Source organism: Streptomyces griseoaurantiacus (assembly GCF_036189845.1).
In the GTDB taxonomy this organism is placed as follows: Bacteria; Actinomycetota; Actinomycetes; order Streptomycetales; family Streptomycetaceae; genus Streptomyces; species Streptomyces griseoaurantiacus.
This window is the reverse complement of sequence record NZ_CP108326.1, coordinates 2,225,568-2,243,417: the sequence shown is the minus strand read 5'-3', so window position 1 is coordinate 2,243,417 and position 17,850 is coordinate 2,225,568. Positions and strand designations below refer to the sequence as shown.

Genomic DNA, 17,850 nt, shown 5'->3' with positions numbered 1-17,850 from the left:
GGAGGGTGTCCGTCAGATCCCCTCGCCTCTCGCCCGGCGATGCAGGAGCCAGGTACCGCCCGCGGCGGCGACGGCGAGGGCCGCCACGCCGGCCGCGGTCCGTACGGGGTCGGCGCCGAGCCCGCCGCCGACCCCCGTCTTCACACTTCCCCGGGGCACCGTGTGGTCCCGGGTGGCGGTCAGCGCCACCACCAGGTCGCCCGTGACCCGCTCGCCGTTCTCCTCGCAGCGGGCGACGATCTCGTACGTCCCGGGCTGCGCGCTCGGCGGCACCTCGAACTGGCCGATGGCGTCGTGTTCGTGGGCGCTCGGCGCGAGCGCGAAGCGCCCGGCGCCCACGGCGCTCGCGTCACCCGTGGCCGCGCCGTCCGCGCCGCACGCGCCGGTGTTCACCGAGACGTTGTCGCCGGGGATCACCGTGGAGGGGTACACCTCCAGGCGCCCCGCGCCCTCGCCGCCGTACGCGGGCGCGGCGGCGAGACCGGCGGCGGTGACGGCGAGCGCGGTACCGGTCAGCAGACGGGCCGTGCGGCGCATGGTGCTCCTCCGTGAGGGCCCGGCCCGCGACACCCCTCATGTGCCACTGCGTAGGCCGTGCCCCTGCCCTTCCGAGCAAAAGGGCCCGCGCCCGCTCCCGCTTCCTGAGGTGGCGTCAGAAATACGGAGAACGGGTGTTCCGTACCTCGCACACGCGACCGGTGCGACCTCGTTCCAGCAGGTCAACGCCCCGCCCCCGACCCGCCGGGAAGGACCACCCGGAGGGCGTAGGAGACGGGGCGAGACGGGTGACGGCGGCGGTCAGCCGACGGCCACCGCGTGCCAGGCCGCGCCCACGGCGGCGTACTCGGCGCTGCCCGAGCCGTAGAGGTCGGCCGCCGCGCTCAGCGTCGCGGTCCGCGCCCGGGCGTAGTTCGTCGAGGACGTCATGTACACCGTCAGCGCCCGGTACCAGATGGCGCCGAGCTTGTCCCGGCCGATGCCCTTCACCGTCGAGTCGTCGCAGGTGGGGGAGGCGTACGAGACGCCGTTCAGGGTCTTCGCGCCGCTGCCCTCGGCGAGCAGGTAGGCGAAGTGGTTGGCGACGCCGGAGGAGTAGTGGACGTCGAGGTTGCCGACCGAGGAGCTCCAGCAGTCGGCGGAGGCGCCGTCCCGGGACGGCCTGTCCATGTACCGCAGGGCCGGCTCGCCGAAGCCGGAGCGGACCACCTTCTCCCCGATCAGATAGTCACCGCCGTCCGAGGAGTTGGCGGCGTGCCACTCGACCAGCGTGCCGAAGATGTCCGAGGTCGCCTCGTTCAGCCCGCCCGACTCGCCGGAGTAGGCCAGCCCGGCCGTCGTCGAGGTCACACCGTGCGACATCTCGTGCCCGGCCACGTCCAGCGCCACCAGCGGCCCGAAGGTCGTCCCGTCGCCGTCGCCGTACGTCATGCAGAAGCAGCTGTCGTCCCAGAAGGCGTTGTTGTACTTGTTGCCGTAGTGCACGCGGTTGTACGAACCCTTGCCGTCCCCGGCGATACCGGTGCGGCCGTGCACCTCCTTGTAGTAGTCCCAGGTCTCGTCGGTGCCGTACTGCGCGTCGACCGCCGCCGAGGAGCGGTCCGCGGCCGTGCCGGTGCCCCAGTGGTTGTCGGTGTCGGTGAAGAGCGTGGCGGGGGCGCGGCTGAGGCAGATGCCGAGGATGCACAGGTCGGTCTTGTTCTCGGCGTCGCCGGTGTAGGTGTTGCCGCGGCTCGCGTCCTTGAGCTGGTACGAGGACCCGGACTGGGTGGTCTGCAGCGGCACCGTCCCGCTGTAGAGCGAGCGTCCGTCGCCGGCCGCCGTCTCCAGGGCGTCCCAGGCGTCGATCTCCTTTCCGCTGCGGGCGTCGGTGAGCACCGTGCGGGCGACCGGGTTGCCGAGGGAGTCCAGGCCCACGGCCTGGGTGCGCCAGGCCAGCCGGGCCGCGCCGTGCAGGGCGTCGACGACCAGCTCGGGCCGGGCCTTGACCGTGCTGAGCGGGGTACCGCGGTGGGCGGCGCGCAGGTCGGCGGTGGCGAGGTCGGCGGCCCTGGGGGCTGCGACGGCGGGGGTGGTGCTCGGCACGGAGGGCGTGCGGGCGGTGGCCCGGTCGGCGCCCTCGTAGGCGCCGGTCCGGTCCAGGTGGACGACGAAGTCGCCGCCGAGGACGGGGAGGTGACGGTAGGTGCGGTCGTAGCGGACGTGCTGGGTGCCGTCCGGGTCGACGAGGACGTCCCGGACGCGGGTGTCCTGGGCCGAGGTCGGGCCGAGACCGGCGGCCCCGTCGGCCAGGGCGTGGGCGGCGTTCTCGAGCGCGGTGGCCCTGCTCGGGCGGGTGTCCGCGGCGGCGGACGTCGTGGGGGCGAGGGCGGCGGCGAGCAGCGCGGCGGCGAGGGCGGTGCCGAGCGCGGCGGGACGGGAACCTCTGGCACGCGTGGGGCGCGTGGGGCGCGTGGGGCGCGTACCTCTCGTACGGCTCATCGGACTCCTCGGTCGCTGGGAGGGGGGACCTCTCAGATTTACGCGCGCATGACATGTCATGTCCATACCGCCCGCGGGGGGAGGAGGTGACGGGAGGTGAGGGGATGATGGGGAGGACGCACGCCAGGGACACGCACGGCCGAGGGAGCCCGACATGACCGATGCCGAGACGGCGGGAACGGCGGAAACGGCGGAAACGGCTGACGCGGAAGCGGCGAAGGCGGCGGAGGCGGCGGGTGCGGCCGACTTCGCCGACGGCCCGGAAGCGCTCACCGTGCTCACGACCACGGACAGCGAGGCCGGGGCGCGGGAGCTGGCCCGGGGCGCGGTGGAGGCGCGACTGGCGGCCTGCGCCCAGATCTCCGGTCCGGTGACCTCCGTCTACCGGTGGAAGGACGCGGTGGAGACCGCCCCTGAATGGCAGGTGCTGTTCAAGACGACCCCGCCACGCTACGCGGCACTGGAGGACCACCTGCGCGCCGTCCACCCCTACGAGACCCCGGAGATCATCGCGACCCCGGTGGTGCGGGGGAGCGCGGACTACCTCCGCTGGGTCGCGGAGGAGACGGCACCCGGCGGCGCCCGGACGGAGTGAGGTCCGCCGTGCGGGGGACCGAGCCGTGCGCCCCCGCACTCCCCGGCACCCCCGCGCCTAGGGTCCCGGCCATGACGCACCGACACCTTCCGCGCGCCCTGGCCGCCGCGGCGCTGGGCGCGGCCCTGCTCCTGGGCACCGCCGCCTGCTCCCCGGACGCCCCGGACGCGCCCCCGGCACCCGGCGCCCCGGCCGGCGACACCTCGCGGGACCCCTCGGCCGCACAGACGTCACCGACCCCCTCGGCCGCGGCGACGACCCCGAGTCCGGCCACGACCCCCACCCCCGAGCGGACCGGCACCCCCACGCCCACCTTCACCCCGCCCGCGGACAGCGCGGCGAGCGCGTCCTTCCTGACCCACACACCGGCGAACACGCCGAACACGCCCAACTAGGGCCGCGCGGACCGAAAGAGAGGGACGGGGGAGGTCGGAAGCAGCGGGGGCGGGCGGGGCGGGGCTCTCAGCGCACGGCCTCCAGCCGTACCGCGCACACCTTGAACTCCGGCATCCGCGACACCGGATCGAGCACCGGATTCGTCAGCACGTTGGCCCGGCCCGCGCCCGCCCAGTGGAAGGGCATGAACACGGTGTCCACCCGGATGCCCGAGGTCACCCGCGCGGGCGCCACCGCCCGTCCCCGCCGTGAGACCACCGCCACCTCCTGCCCGTCCGCCACCCCGAGCCGCTCCGCCAGCCGCGGGTGCATCTCCACGAACGGGCCCGGCGCCGCCGCGTTCAGCTCCGCCACCCGGCGGGTCTGCGCCCCGGACTGGTACTGCGCCAGCACCCGTCCGGTGGTGAGCAGCACCGGGTACTCCTCGTCGGTGTCCTCCCCTGCCGCCCGGTGCGACACGGCCGCGAACCGCGCCCGCCCGTCCCCGGTGGCGAACCGGTCCAGGAACAGCCGGGGCGTCCCGGGGTGCGCGCCCCCGCCCGCAGTCTCCCCCTCGGCCCCCTCGGCCGGGCAGGGCCAGAAGACCCCGCCCTCCTCGGCGAGCCGCCGGTAGCTGATCCCGGAGTAGTCGGCGGGGCCGCCCGCGCTCGCCCGCCGCAGTTCCTCGAACACCTCCTCCGGGTCCGTCGGGAAGCCCTTCTCCACGCCGAGCCGTCCGGCCAGTCCGTGCAGCACCTCCAGGTCGCTGCGGACCCCCTCGGGCGGGGGCAGCGCGCGCCGGCGCAGCAGGACCCGGCCCTCCAGGTTGGTCGTCGTCCCCGTCTCCTCCGCCCACTGCGTCACCGGGAGCACCACGTCCGCCAGCCGGGCGGTCTCCGACAGCACGACGTCCGCCACCGCGAGGAAGTCCAGCGACCGCAGCCGCTCCTCCACGTGCGCGGCGCGCGGTGCCGAGACGACCGGGTTGGAGCCCATGAGGAGCAGCGCCCGGATGTCGCCGCCGAGCGCGTCGAGGAGCTCGTAGGCGCTGCGCCCGGGACCCGGCAGCGCGTCGGGGTCCACGCCCCAGACCCGTGCCACGTGCTCCCGGGCCGCGGGGTCGGTCAGCTTGCGGTAGCCGGGCAACTGGTCGGCCTTCTGGCCGTGTTCGCGCCCGCCCTGCCCGTTGCCCTGCCCGGTCAGGCAGCCGTACCCGGACAGCGGCCGGCCCGCCCGCCCCGTCGCGAGGCACAGGTTGATCCAGGCGCCCACGGTGTCCGTGCCCTTGGACTGCTGCTCGGGCCCCCGCGCGGTGAGCACCATCGCGGCCTCGGGGGCGCAGAACAGCTCCACCGCCTCCCGCAGCAGGGGCACGGGCACGCCGGTGATCCGCTCGACGTACTCCGGCCAGTGCGCCATCGCCGCGGCCCGCGCCTCCGCCCAGCCGCTCGTCCGCTCCCTCAGGTACTCCTCGTCGGTGCGGCCCTCGGCGACGATCAGGTGCAGCAGCCCGAGGGCGAGGGCGAGATCGGTGCCGGGACGGGGTGCCAGGTGCAGGTCGGCCTGCTCGGCGGTGCGGGTGCGGCGAGGGTCGACGACGATCAGCGTGCCGCCGTTCTCGCGCAGTTCGGTGAAGTAGCGCAGGGCCGGCGGCATCGTCTCGGCCGGGTTGGAGCCGACGAGGATGACACACCCGGTCCGCGGGATGTCCTCCAGCGGGAACGGCAGCCCCCGGTCGAGCCCGAAGGCGGCGGTCCCGGCCGCGGCCGCGGAGGACATGCAGAACCGTCCGTTGTAGTCGATCTGCGAGGTGCCGAGGACCACGCGGGCGAACTTGCCGAGCGCGTACGCCTTCTCGTTGGTCAGCCCGCCCCCGCCGAACACCCCGACGGAGTCCACCCCGTGCGCCGTGCGCGCCCGGGTGAGCGCCTCCGCGATCCGGTCGAGCGCCTCGTCCCAGGAGGCGGGTACCAGCTCGCCCTCGCGCCGCACCAGCGGGGAGGTGAGCCGGACGGCGGAGGACAGCACCTCCGGTGCCGTGCGCCCCTTGCCGCACAGCGCGCCCCTGTTCACCGGGAAGTCGGCGCGCTCGGCCACCTCGACGCCGCCGCCGGCCGCCGGGACCAGGTTCATCCCGCACTGCAGGGCGCAGTAGGGGCAGTGGGTGGGGGTGACGGTGGTCTGCATGCCGCCCAGCCTGCGCGGCACGTGTTACGCACCGGGACGTGCGCCGTTACACCGGCGGCACGGGGGCCTCCCGGCGGGGCGCGGGGCGGCGTGAGGGACACGGGCGGGGCGCGGGGGTGTGCCGGGTGACCGGCGCGGGCCGCGCGAGCGCCCCCGGCCGGCCCCGTCACCCCGGTCAGCCGGGCTCCGGCCCCGTCGCCGCCAGTGCCCGGGCCACCCCCGGCTCGCGCGGGCCGAGGAAGTGCGGGTCCGGTTCGAAGAGGGCGTCCAGCGCCGCCTTGCCCGCCGCGAACACCTCGCGGCCGGCGCCGTAGTACCAGGTCACGTCGTGCGCGTCGCCCGTGGCCGCGACGCCGTAGGACTCGACCCCGGCCGCCCGGCACAGGGCCACCGCCCGGCGGATGTGGAAGCCCTGGCTGATCAGGACGGCCCGGTCCACGCCGAAGATCTTCCTCGCGCGGACGCAGGAGTCCCAGGTGTCGAAGCCGGCGTAGTCCTCGACGACGCGGTCGCCGGGCACGCCGTGCTCGGTCAGGTAGGCGCGCATGGCATCGGGCTCGTCGTAGTCGTCCCGGCTGTTGTCCCCGGTGACGAGGACGACCCGGACGCGGCCGGCGTGGTACAACCCGGCGGCGGTGTCCAGCCGGTGGGCGAGGTAGGGGGAGGGCTCGCCGTCCCACAGCCCGGCGCCGAAGACCACGGCGACGTCGGTGCGGGGCACGGTGTCCGGGGTGTGCAACTGCCCGCCGGTGGTGGTGAACAGCCAGGCGGCGGGGGAGAGCGCGAGCACGCAGAGCCCCATGACCGCCTGGAGCGCGCGGCGCCGGCCGCGGCGGCTGCGGGGCAGCCGGAGCCACCGGGGCGGCCGAACCCGGCGCGGTGACCGGAGGGGCCGGGGCGGCCGGAGGAACCGGCGTCCGCGCGGACGGGGCAGGCGCATGGGCGGGATCTCCCGGGGTGGGCCGCGTACGGGTGTGCGTGAGGGAGGACGCGGAAGTCGCCATCGCGGTTCGGTCCCGGGCCCTGCGGCCGGGGCCGCGGTGGGGTGGCGGTGGTGTCGTGGTTGGGTTCCGCGCCCTGCGGCCGGGGCCGCGGTGGGGTGGCGGTGGTGTCGTGGTTGGGTTCCGCGCCCTGCGGCCGGGGCCGCGGTGGGGTGGCGGTGGTGTCGTGGTTGGGTTCCGCGCCCTGCGGCCGGGGCGCCGGCGGGGTGGCGGTGGTTTCGCGGTTCGGTCCTGCGCCCCGCGCCCGGCGCCCGGGGCTTTCGGCGGGGGTGGCGGTGGTCTCGCGGTTCGGTCCCGCGCCCTGCGCCCCGCGCCCCGCGCCCGCGCGGCCGGGCCCCCGGCGGGGTGGCGGTGGCATCGTGGTTGGGTCCCGCGCCCCGCGACCGGGGCCCCCGGCCGGGGCGGCGATCTCACCGCCGCCCGCATCCGCCGGTGAGTCCTCCCCCCACCCCCCGTGACCCTCGCGCAACGGCCGCGAAACCTGGCCCGGTCACGCTGGCGGACGTGACCTCGCACCGCACCCCGCCCGAGCCCCCGCCCACCCTCGTCCTCGTGGCGCACGGCAGCCGCGACCCCCGCACCCTCACCACCGTCCACGCCCTCCTCGACCGGGTGCGGGCGCTGCGCCCCGGCCTCCCGGTCCGCCTCGGCCACATCGAGTTGAACGCCCCCCTCCTCCCCGACACCCTCGCCGCCCTCGGCACCGCCGGGAGCCCCGGCAGCGCCGACGGCGGCAGCGCCGTCCTCGTACCGCTCCTCCTCGGCCGCGGCCACCACGTCAAGCACGACATCCCGCCCGCCGCCGCGGCCGCCCCCGCCCGCACCCTCGTGGCCGCCGCCCTCGGCCCGCACCCCCTCCTCGTGGACGCCCTGCACGCCCGCCTCCTCGAGGCCGGCTGGCCGCCCGCCCCCGGGGCCGCCGCCCGCGCCCGCGCCGGTGTCGTCCTGGCCGCCGCCGGATCGCGCGACCCGGACTCCGCCGCCGACACCGGCCGCACCGCCGCCCTGCTCGCCGAGCGGCTCGGGGTGCCCGTGGTCCCCGCGTACGCCTCCGCCGCCGCGCCCACCGTCCCGGAGGCCGTCCGCGCGCTGGCCGCCCGGGGCCGCCGGCGGATCGCCCTCGCCTCGTACTTCACCGCGCCCGGCCGCTTTCACGCCGAGAGCGCCGGGGCCGCCCCCTGGATCGCCGCCGCCCCACTGGGCGCCCACCCGGCGATGGCCCGCCTCGTCCTGCACCGCTACGAGGAGGCCCGCGAGCACGAGGAGGCCCGCGCGCGCACCGCGACCCCGGCCGGGTCCGGCGCCCGCCCCCTGCTCCCCGTCTGACCTGCGCCGTCACGCCCGTCCCCGGATTCCGCCCGCCACCGATTCCGCCATCCGCAAAGACTCCCTGTCAACGTTGCACTGGTGTCAATCGGCCGCCGTTCCTACCGTCGATCACGAGACCGCGAGAACGACAGAGGGAGCGCGCGCATGGACATCCGTACACGTACGACGACGCGGCGGGCCGTGGTGATCGGCGCCGGGATCGTGGGCCTGACGACCGGGCTCGCGCTGCGCCGGGCGGGCTTCGAGGTGGTGGTGTGCGAGCGGGCCCCGGAGATCCGCGCCGCCGGCGCCTCCCTCGGGCTGTGGGCGAACGCGCTGGCGGTCCTCGACGACCTCGGCCTCGGCGAACAGGTCCGCGCGATCGGCGCCCCCACCGAGATGCGCTTCCACGACCCGGCCGGAGAACTGCTCCAGAGCCCGGAGTTCGGCCCCGAGGACCGCCGGTACCTGCTGGTGCACCGGGCGAAACTGAACGACCTGCTCGCCGACGCCGTCGGGCACGGGAACATCCGCCTGGCCACCGCCTTCGAGGACTACGAGGAGCACGAGGACCGGGTGACGGTCCGGCTGTCCGAGGGCGGCACCGTGGACGCCGACCTGCTGATCGGCGCGGACGGCGCCCACTCGGCCGTGCGCGAGCGTCTGGTGCCGGGCACCTCGGCCCGGGAGCACGCCGGCCACCACGCCTGGCGCGCGGTGCTCCCGCCCGGTGAGGTCACCGTGCCCGGCGACCGGCTGATCCTCGGCGGCGAGCGCTGCCGGGGCGGCTACGTCCGCACGTACGACGGCAGCGTCTACTGGCTGGTCAACCAGTTCGACTCGCCCCCGCTCACCGGCACCCGCAAGGAGCAGGCCGCCACCCGGGCCGTCCACCTGGAGGAGCCGGGCAGCCCCGGCGTGCTGTCCGCGCTGATCGCGGCGACGCCCGAGGACCGCATCCTGCACAACCGGATCATGCTGGTGCCGCCGCTGCCCCACTGGGTCTCCGCGCGGGTCGCGCTGGCCGGGGACGCCGCCCACGCCATGTCCCCGCACATCACCGCCGGTGCGACGCTGGGCATCGAGGACGCCGCCCTCCTCGGCCGGCTGCTCGGCGCGGACCAGGACGTGCCCGCCGCGCTCGCCGCCTACCAGGCCGACCGCATCCCGCGGTACACGCACGTGGCCCGGCTGTCCGAGGCGGTGGAACACGCGCCCACCCCGCGGGAGTTCGCCCGGAACTACGCCGCCTTCAGCCACTGGATGCTCAGCCGGCGGCCGCAGGGCGCCGGTTCCGAGGGGCGGGGGGCATGACGCTCACCGTGGACGTGGACGTGGACGTGGACGTGGACGTGGACGTGGACGTGCCGGTGCCGATGTGCGACGGCGCCGCGCTCGCCACCGACGTGTGGCGGCCCGAGGGCTCCGGTCCCCTCCCCGCGCTCCTGCCGCGCACCCCCTGAGGCGAGGACGAGGCCACAACCTCCGAGGCGCTGAACGCCATGCTGTCGTGGATGTCCCTCCTGTTCGGCACGGACCGCGGGAGGGCCCTGGCCCTGGCCGGCGGGGTCGTCGACCTGCGGGTCGACCAGGTGGCGAGCGCCCACTACGGCGTCCGCACGGTCCTGCCGCACGTGGCCCTGCGCACCTCCGGCCGGACAACGCCGTCCCCGCGACGGCACCCTGACCGGGAATCACCCCCGTCCCGCCCCGTCCCGCACGGGGACTGTCGGCACGGGCGTCTACTGTCGTACCCATGGAAGGAACCGCACCCGGCCCGGGCGGCGTCCCGGGCCGCCCGTACGAGCAGCACGCCCCGCTCCACGGGTACGACGCGGCGGCCGCGGAGCGCTGGGCCCCCGAGCCCGACAAACGGCCCGGGCGCACCGCCTTCCAGCGCGACCGGGCACGCGTGCTGCACTCCGCGGCGCTGCGCCGGCTCGCCGGCAAGACCCAGGTCGTCACCCCCGGCAGCACCGGCTCCGTCTGGGACGCCAGCCCCCGCACCCGGCTCACCCACTCCCTGGAGTGCGCCCAGGTCGGCCGCGAACTGGGCGCCGCCCTCGGCTGCGATCCCGACCTGGTCGAGGCCGCCTGCCTCTCCCACGACCTGGGGCACCCGCCCTTCGGGCACAACGGCGAACAGGCGCTCAACGAGTTCGCCGAGGACTGCGGCGGCTTCGAGGGCAACGCCCAGTCGCTGCGCCTGCTCACCCGTCTCGAACCCAAGCGCTTCGTCCCCGACCCCGGCACCGGCGCCCTCGGCGGCCTCGTCGCCGTTGGCCTGAACCTCACCCGCGCCGCCCTGGACGCCGCCACCAAGTACCCCTGGCCGCGCGGCGCCCGCCCCGGCGATCCCGCCTCGCCCAAGTTCGGGGCGTACGAGGACGACCGGCCCGTCTTCGACTGGGTCCGCGAGGGCGCTCCCGGCCCCCGCGCCTGCTTCGAGGCCCAGGTCATGGACTGGTCCGACGACGTGGCCTACTCGGTGCACGACGTCGAGGACGGCCTGCACGCGGGGCACGTCGACCCCCGCGCCCTGAGCGACGGCCCCGAACGGCAGGAGATCTTCGCCGTCGCCCGCGACCGGTACGTCCCGGCGGACACCGACCCCGCCGAACTCGCCGAGGCCCTCGACCGGCTCCTCGCCCAGGACTGGTGGCCGCACGCCTACGACGGCTCCGCGCTCGCCCAGGCCCGCCTCAAGGACGCCACCAGCCAGCTCATCGGCCGCTTCTGCCTGGCCGCCGAGGGCGCCACCAGGGCGGCGTACGGCTCCGGGCGGCTCACCCGCTACGCCGCCGAACTCGTCGTGCCGCGCGGCACCCGCCTGGAGTGCGCCGTCCTCAAGGCGCTCGCGGACCGGTACGTCATGCAGCGCGCCGAGCAGGAGCGGCTCCGCGCCGATCAGCGGATCGTCGTCGCCGAGACGGCCGAGGCCCTCACCACCCGCGCCCCCGAGGGACTGGACCCCCAGTTCCGGGCACTGTTCGAGGAGGCGGCCGACGACCGGGCCCGCAAGCGGACCGTCGTCGACCAGATCGCCTCGCTCACCGACGCCGCCGCGCGCTCCCTGCACGCGCGGCTCACCGGGCGGGTGTGAGCATGCACCGACGGACGGGAAGGAGGTGGCGGGAAGGTCCCGCCGGGGCGCCCCGGCGTGCGCCGATCGCGCCACCCCCTCTTCCCGCACCGGGCCACGTGCGGGAGGCTCGCATGTGGCGACATCCTTACGAGGAGGCATCAAGTGGTCGACGCGGATCAGACGTTCGTCATCGTGGGAGGGGGCCTGGCCGGGGCCAAGGCGGCCGAGGCGCTCCGCGCGGAGGGATTCACCGGGCGGGTGATACTGATCTGTGACGAGCGCGACCACCCCTACGCGCGCCCCGCGCTGTCCAAGGGCTACCTGCTCGGCAAGGAGGAACGCGAGAGCGTCTTCGTCCACGAGCCCGCCTGGTACGCGCGCAACGACGTCGAACTCCACCTCGGCCAGACGGTCGTCGCGATCGACCGCGCCGCCAAGTCCGTCCGCTACGGCGACGACGGCACCGTCGTCCACTACGACAAGCTGCTCCTGGCCACCGGCGCCGAACCGCGCCGCCTGGACATCCCCGGCACCGGTCTCGCCGGCGTGCACCACCTGCGCCGGCTCGCCCACGCCGAACGGCTCAAGGGCATGCTCACCGCGCTCGGCCGGGACAACGGCCACCTGGTGATCGCCGGGGCCGGCTGGATCGGCCTGGAGGTCGCCGCGGCCGCCCGCGAGTACGGCGCCGAGGTCACCGTCGTCGAACCCGCCGAGAGCCCGCTGCACGGCGTGCTCGGCCCCGAACTCGGCAACGTCTACGCCGAACTCCACCGCGAGCACGGCGTCCGCTTCCACTTCGGGGCCCGGCTCACCGAGATCGTCGGCCAGGACGGCATGGTCCTCGCCGCCCGCACCGACGACGGCGAGGAGCACCCGGCGCACGACGTGCTCGCCGCGATCGGCGCCGCGCCCCGCACCTCGCTCGCCGAGGCGGCCGGCCTGGAGATCGCCGACCGCGCGCACGGCGGGGGCATCGCCGTCGACGAACGGCTGCGCACCTCCGACCCCGACATCCACGCCGCCGGCGACGTCGCCTCCTTCCCGCACGCCCTGTTCGGCACCCGGCTGCGCGTGGAGCACTGGGCGAACGCGCTCAACGGCGGCCCGGCCGCCGCCCGCGCCATGCTCGGCAAGGAGGTCCTCTACGACCGGGTGCCGTACTTCTTCTCCGACCAGTACGACGTCGGCATGGAGTACTCCGGCTGGGCCCCGCCCGGCTCCTACGACCAGGTCGTGCTGCGCGGGGACGCCGGGAAGCGGCAGTTCATCGCCTTCTGGCTCAAGGAGGGCAGGGTGCTCGCCGGGATGAACGTCAACGTGTGGGACGTCACCGGCCCGATCCAGGACCTCATCCGGCGCGGCACCCCCGTGGACACGGAGGCGCTGGCCGACCCGCGCGTGCCGCTCGGGGAACTGGCCGGCCGGGACTGAGACCCGCCCCCGGGCATGAAGGACGGGTACGGAACAGGGGCACGCCGTCCGCGGCGTGCCCCTCTTCGCGTGTCCGGGACCGTCAGCCCTCGCCGGAGGAGTCCAGCACGTCCCGCTGCCCGGTGACCTCCTTCTGGTCGAGCCGGGACACATCGGGGTGGTGCAGGTCGAACGCGGGGCTCTCGCTGCGGACGCGCGGCAGGCAGACGAAGTTGTGGCGGGGCGGCGGGCAGGAGGTGGCCCATTCCAGGCTGCGGCCGAAGCCCCAGGGGTCGTCGACCTCGACGCGGCGGGCGTACTTGGCGGTCTTCCAGACGTTGTAGAGGAAGGGCAGGGTCGACAGGCCCAGCAGGAAGGCGCCGATCGAGGACAGGGTGTTGAGGGTGGTGAAGCCGTCCGCGGCGAGGTAGTCGGCGTAGCGGCGGGGCATGCCCTCGGCGCCCAGCCAGTGCTGGATGAGGAAGGTGAGGTGGAAGCCGACGAAGAGGGTCCAGAAGTGGATCTTCCCGAGGCGTTCGTCGAGCATCGTGCCGGTCATCTTCGGCCACCAGAAGTGGAAGCCGGCGAACATCGCGAACACGATCGTGCCGAAGAGCACGTAGTGGAAGTGCGCGACGACGAAGTAGCTGTCGGTGACGTGCCAGTCCAGCGGCGGGGAGCCGAGGATGACACCGGTCAGCCCGCCGAACAGGAAGGTGACCAGGAAGCCGAAGGACCACAGCATCGGCGTCTCGAAGCTGATCGAGCCCTTGAGGACCGTGCCGATCCAGTTGAAGAACTTCACCCCCGTCGGCACCGCGATCAGATACGTCATGAAGGAGAAGAACGGCAGCAGCACCGCCCCCGTCGCGAACATGTGGTGCGCCCACACCGTCGCGGACAGTCCGGTGATCGCGATCGTGGCGCCGACCAGGCCCATGTAGCCGAAGATCGGTTTGCGGGAGAAGACCGGCAGGATCTCGGTGATCACCCCGAAGAACGGCAGCGCGAGGATGTACACCTCGGGATGGCCGAAGAACCAGAACAGGTGCTGCCACAGCAGCGGCCCGCCGTTCTCGGCGGCGAAGACCCGCGCCCCGAACCGCCGGTCGGCCTCCAGCGCGAGCAACGCGGCGGCCAGGACGGGGAAGGCGAGCAGCACCAGCACGCTGGTCAGCAGGATGTTCCAGGTGAAGATCGGCATCCGGAACATCGTCATCCCGGGCGCGCGCATGCAGATGATCGTCGTGATGAAGTTGACCGCGCCCAGGATCGTCCCGAAGCCGGTCAGCGCAAGACCCATGATCCACATGTCGGCGCCGACATGGCTGATCCGGACGGGGCCGCTGAGGGGGGTGTAGGCGGTCCAGCCGAAGTCCGCGGCACCGTCGGGCGTCAGGAAACTGCCCAGGACGATCAGCGCCCCGAAGAGGAACAGCCAGTAGGAGAACATGTTCAGCCGGGGGAAGGCCACGTCCGGGGAGCCGATCTGCAGGGGCATGATCGCGTTGGCGAAACCGGCGAACGTGGGCGTGGCGAACAGCAGCAGCATGACCGTGCCGTGCATCGTGAACGCCTGGTTGTACTGCTCGTCGGAGAGGAACTGCAGGCCGGGACGGGCCAGTTCGGCCCGGACCGCGAGCGCCAGAATCCCGCCGACCAGGAAGAACACGAACGAGGTGATCAGGTACAGGTGACCGATCTTCTTGTGGTCCGTCGTCGTCACCCAGGAAACGATCACCCGGCCCCGGTTCCGCCCCGGGGGCACGGGAGCGATCCCCGTCACCGGCTCTGTCACTACTGCCATCGGACCGCCTCATCCAGGGACGTACAGCACGAGTGGGGCATCCCGCCCACACTGCCGCACGCGGCGGCCGCGAGCCCGCACGGGCCACGCCGCCCCGGGTTCGTGATCCCGCCGAACCGGCTGGTCCGGGGCGTGCCGTCGCCCCCGACTTCACCGCACCGCACTACCGCCGGAAGGGGGACGGGCACGGAACCTCCCGGGAGGGCCGGCGACCCGGGTGGCCTCCGGGTGTCGGTGGGTCACCGTAGAATTCACGCGTGGCAGGACGGATCAACGACGAGGACGTGAAGGCGGTCAGGGACGCGGTTCCCATCGACGCCGTGGTGTCCGAGTACCTCCAGCTGCGCAACGCCGGCGGCGGCAACCTCAAGGGACTGTGCCCCTTCCACGACGAGAAATCGCCGTCGTTCCAGGTCAGCCCCAGCAAGGGCCTCTTCCACTGCTTCGGCTGCCAGGAGGGCGGCGACACCCTCACCTTCGTGATGAAGATCGACCACCTCTCGTTCTCCGAGGCGGTCGAACGGCTCGCGGCACAGGCCGGCATCACCCTGCGCTACGAGGAGGGCGGGTACAACCCCTCCCACCAGCGCGGCGAACGCATCCGCCTGGTCGAGGCGCACAAACTGGCCGCCCAGTGGTACGCCGAACAACTCGCCACCCACCCCGAGGCCGACACCGGCCGCGCCTTCCTCGCCGCACGCGGCTTCGACCAGACGGCCGCCGTCCACTTCGGCGTCGGCTACAGCCCCCAGGGCTGGGACCACCTCACCCGCTTCCTGCGCGGCAAGGGCTTCACCGACAAGGAACTCCTCCTCTCCGGGCTCGCCCAGGAGGGCCGCCGGGGCCCCATCGACCGCTTCCGGGGCCGGCTCATGTGGCCGATCCGCGACATCGGCGGCGAGGTCGTCGGCTTCGGCGCCCGCAAGCTCTACGAGGCCGACAACGGCCCGAAGTACCTCAACACCCCCGACACCGCGCTCTACCGCAAGTCCCAGGTCCTCTACGGCATCGACCTGGCCAAGAAGGACATCGCCAAGTCCTCCCGCGCGGTCGTCGTCGAGGGCTACACCGACGTCATGGCCTGCCACCTCGCCGGGGTGACCACCGCCATCGCCACCTGCGGCACCGCCTTCGGCACCGAGCACATCAAGATCCTTCGCCGGCTGCTGATGGACAACGGCTCGGCCCGCGTGATCTTCACCTTCGACGGCGACGCGGCCGGCCAGAAGGCCGCCCTGCGCGCCTTCGAGGACGACCAGAAGTTCGCCGCCGAGACGTACATCGCCATCGCGCCCGACGGCATGGACCCCTGCGACCTGCGCCTGGTCAAGGGCGACGAGGCGGTCGCCGAGCTGGCCGAGCCGCGCACCCCGCTGTTCGAGTTCGCGCTGCGCCAGATCGTCTCCCGCTACGACCTGGACACCCCGGCCGGCCGGGCCGCCGCCCTGGACGAGGCCGCCCCCGTCGTGGCCCGGATCAAGAACAGCGGCGCCCAGCACGAGGTCGCCGTGCAGCTCGCCGGACTGCTCGGCATCCTCGACACCCAGTTCGTCGTCCGCCGCGTCGGCCAGATCGCCCGCTGGGCCCGCGAACGCGGCGGCCGGGGACCGGCACCCGCCGGTTCGGGCCCGCGGCAGAGTCACGAGCCCGGCCCCTCCCGCCCGGTCCCGCGCGGCCCCGCCCTCAACCTGCGCAATCCCGTCTACGCCACCGAGCGCGAGCTGCTCAAACTGGCGCTGCAGCGGCCCGAACTGGTCTCCCCGGCGTTCGACGCGTACGGCACCGACGAGTTCACCGCCGCCCCCTACGCGGCCGTCCGCGAGGCGATCCAGGAGGCGGGCGGCGCCGAACAGGGGGTGCGGGACCCGCAGGAGTACCTGCTCCGGGTGCGTGAGGCGGCCCCCGACGACACGGTCCGCTCGATGGTCACCGAGCTGGCCGTCGAGGCGATCCTGCGCCGCACGGTGGACGAGCACTACGCGGGCGAGCAGCTCGTCACCGTGCGTCGGCGCGCGGTCGAGCGGCGGGTGCGCGACATCCAGAGCCAGCTCACCCGCCTCGCCGCGCACGGCGACCCGGCGCAGCTCAGCGCCGTGCAGAACGAACTGTGGGTGCTCCAGCAGTACGACCAGGCCCTGCGCGCGGGCGGCGCGGCGGCCCTGTGAGCCCGCCCCGCCCGTAGGCCGCCGTCCGCGGGCCCGCCCGTCCCGGTCCGCGAGGCCCCGCCCGTCACGCCCGGCCCGCCGGGTAACCGCCGGGTCACCGGACGGACGCAAAAAGTCACCGCACGCCCCTCGTGGCGGGGATGTGTCGTACCCCACACTGGGGGCGGTGCCCGAGTCCCCGGAGCGCGGCCGGCCCGCACGCCAGGAATCCCGCACGCCCGCGCCTCCGCCCCACGACCGCGGGAGGGCCGCCGGCGAGGCCGTCGACCCCGTCCCGCACACACCGCTGCCGCACGCCCCCGCAGCGACTCATCCGGAGGTCGCCCCCGTGCAGACGCAGACCCTCACGCAGACAGACGGCGCCACGGACGGCGCGGTGGACCCCGGCCCGCCTCTCCCGGCGGCCGGGGCCGAGCCCCCCGGGCCGGGGGAGGCGGTCGAGCCGGCCGAGGCGGTGGCCACCGAGGAGCCGCCGCCGGTCCGCGCCGCCTCCGGCGCCTCGGGCTCCTCGCCCTCCTCCGACCTGTTCCGCCAGTACCTGCGCGAGATCGGCCGCATCCCGCTGCTCACCGCCGCCGAGGAGGTCGAACTCGCCCGCCGCGTCGAGGCCGGCCTGTTCGCCGAGGAGAAACTCGGCTCGACCCCCGACCTGGACAGCCGCCTCGCCCTCGACCTCGACACCCTGGTCGTGCGGGGCCGGATGGCCAAACGGCGGTTGATCGAGGCCAACCTGCGGCTGGTCGTCTCCGTCGCCAAGCGGTACGTCGGCCGCGGGCTGACCATGCTCGACCTGGTGCAGGAGGGCAACCTCGGGCTCATCCGGGCCGTGGAGAAGTTCGACTACGCGCGCGGCTACAAGTTCTCCACCTACGCGACCTGGTGGATCCGCCAGGCCATGTCCCGCGCCCTGGCCGACCAGGCCCGCACGATCCGGGTGCCGGTCCACGTCGTCGAGCTGATCAACCGGGTCGTGCGGGTGCAGCGGCGGATGCTCCAGGAGCGCGGCTACGAGCCGACGGCGGAGGAGGTCGCCGCCCAGCTCGACCTGTCCCCGGAGCGGGTGGGCGAGGTGCTGCGGCTGGCCCAGGAGCCGGTGTCGCTGCACGCGCCGGTGGGCGAGGAGGAGGACGTCGCGCTCGGTGACCTCATCGAGGACGGCGACGCGACCAGCCCCGTGGAGTCGGCGGCGTTCCTGCTGCTGCGGGAGCATCTGGACGCGGTCCTCTCGACGCTCGGCGAGCGGGAGCGCAAGGTGGTGCAGCTGCGGTACGGGCTGGCGGACGGCCGCCCACGCACCCTGGAGGAGATAGGCCGCATCTTCGGCGTGACGCGCGAACGCATCCGCCAGATCGAGTCCAAGACGCTGAACAAGCTCCGCGACCACGCCTACGCGGACCAGCTCCGCGGCTATCTGGAGTGACCCGCCCGCACCGCGA

14 protein-coding genes are annotated in these 17,850 nt (G+C 74.6%); 9 read left to right on the top strand and 5 right to left on the bottom strand.

The features are described from left to right. Window positions 1-12: 12 nt before the first annotated feature. Both OHB09_RS10050 and OHB09_RS10045 read right to left on the bottom strand, forming a co-directional pair. Window positions 13-537: a hypothetical protein gene (locus tag OHB09_RS10050; protein ID WP_006137538.1), complete on the bottom strand. Its 525-nt coding sequence runs from the start codon at window positions 535-537 to the stop codon at window positions 13-15. 261 nt (window positions 538-798) lie between these two features. Next, window positions 799-2,478: a M4 family metallopeptidase gene (locus OHB09_RS10045; protein ID WP_328921858.1), complete on the bottom strand. Its 1,680-nt coding sequence runs from the start codon at window positions 2,476-2,478 to the stop codon at window positions 799-801. A 274-nt stretch (window positions 2,479-2,752) separates the two neighbouring features. Between OHB09_RS10045 and cutA the strand changes: the two genes are divergently transcribed. Next, on the top strand, window positions 2,753-3,073 hold the full coding sequence (cutA, locus tag OHB09_RS10040) for a divalent-cation tolerance protein CutA (RefSeq protein WP_167792767.1): 321 nt from the start codon (window positions 2,753-2,755) through the stop codon (window positions 3,071-3,073). A gap of 71 nt (window positions 3,074-3,144) precedes the next feature. Continuing rightward, the gene (locus OHB09_RS10035; RefSeq protein WP_191891237.1) at window positions 3,145-3,468 is read left to right on the top strand and encodes a hypothetical protein; all 324 of its coding nucleotides are present in this window, start codon (window positions 3,145-3,147) and stop codon (window positions 3,466-3,468) included. 67 nt (window positions 3,469-3,535) lie between these two features. On the opposite strand, the gene OHB09_RS10030 is transcribed toward OHB09_RS10035, so the two are convergent. Further along, window positions 3,536-5,635 carry a molybdopterin oxidoreductase family protein gene (locus tag OHB09_RS10030; protein WP_191853009.1) on the bottom strand — a complete coding sequence of 700 codons (2,100 nt, stop codon included), beginning with the start codon at window positions 5,633-5,635 and terminating at the stop codon, window positions 3,536-3,538. A 175-nt stretch (window positions 5,636-5,810) separates the two neighbouring features. Continuing rightward, window positions 5,811-6,575 (bottom strand): SanA/YdcF family protein, encoded by a 765-nt coding sequence (locus OHB09_RS10025; RefSeq protein WP_407077316.1) that lies wholly within the window; start codon window positions 6,573-6,575, stop codon window positions 5,811-5,813. Between the two features lie 565 nt (window positions 6,576-7,140). Between OHB09_RS10025 and OHB09_RS10020 the strand changes: the two genes are divergently transcribed. The 5 genes from OHB09_RS10020 (at window position 7,141) to OHB09_RS10000 (ending at window position 12,463) form a co-directional block, all read left to right on the top strand. Continuing rightward, complete coding sequence (locus OHB09_RS10020) at window positions 7,141-7,962, top strand: sirohydrochlorin chelatase (RefSeq protein WP_328921856.1); 822 nt, start codon at window positions 7,141-7,143, stop codon at window positions 7,960-7,962. A gap of 147 nt (window positions 7,963-8,109) precedes the next feature. Continuing rightward, window positions 8,110-9,258 carry an FAD-dependent oxidoreductase gene (locus tag OHB09_RS10015; RefSeq protein ID WP_328921855.1) on the top strand — a complete coding sequence of 383 codons (1,149 nt, stop codon included), beginning with the start codon at window positions 8,110-8,112 and terminating at the stop codon, window positions 9,256-9,258. Further along, window positions 9,255-9,407 (top strand): hypothetical protein, encoded by a 153-nt coding sequence (locus OHB09_RS10010; protein WP_328921854.1) that lies wholly within the window; start codon window positions 9,255-9,257, stop codon window positions 9,405-9,407. Before OHB09_RS10015 ends, OHB09_RS10010 begins: the two co-directional genes overlap by 4 nt. A 293-nt stretch (window positions 9,408-9,700) precedes the next feature. Next, window positions 9,701-11,047 carry a deoxyguanosinetriphosphate triphosphohydrolase gene (locus OHB09_RS10005; protein WP_234527649.1) on the top strand — a complete coding sequence of 449 codons (1,347 nt, stop codon included), beginning with the start codon at window positions 9,701-9,703 and terminating at the stop codon, window positions 11,045-11,047. A 144-nt stretch (window positions 11,048-11,191) separates the two neighbouring features. Further along, the gene (locus OHB09_RS10000) at window positions 11,192-12,463 is read left to right on the top strand and encodes an NAD(P)/FAD-dependent oxidoreductase (protein ID WP_191853006.1); all 1,272 of its coding nucleotides are present in this window, start codon (window positions 11,192-11,194) and stop codon (window positions 12,461-12,463) included. An 82-nt stretch (window positions 12,464-12,545) separates the two neighbouring features. Here OHB09_RS10000 and ctaD read toward each other — a convergent pair whose 3' ends face one another. Next, window positions 12,546-14,249 (bottom strand): aa3-type cytochrome oxidase subunit I, encoded by a 1,704-nt coding sequence (ctaD, locus tag OHB09_RS09995; protein ID WP_167792755.1) that lies wholly within the window; start codon window positions 14,247-14,249, stop codon window positions 12,546-12,548. Window positions 14,250-14,506: 257 nt separating this feature from the next. Here ctaD and dnaG point away from each other — a divergent pair, with 257 nt between their 5' ends. Together dnaG and OHB09_RS09985 are read left to right on the top strand one after the other, a co-directional pair. Next, window positions 14,507-16,414, top strand: a complete 1,908-nt coding sequence (gene dnaG, locus OHB09_RS09990; protein ID WP_006137552.1) for a DNA primase — start codon at window positions 14,507-14,509, stop codon at window positions 16,412-16,414. Between the two features lie 166 nt (window positions 16,415-16,580). Further along, window positions 16,581-17,834, top strand: a complete 1,254-nt coding sequence (locus OHB09_RS09985) for an RNA polymerase sigma factor (RefSeq protein WP_309486385.1) — start codon at window positions 16,581-16,583, stop codon at window positions 17,832-17,834. The last annotated feature ends 16 nt before the right edge of the window (window positions 17,835-17,850 follow it).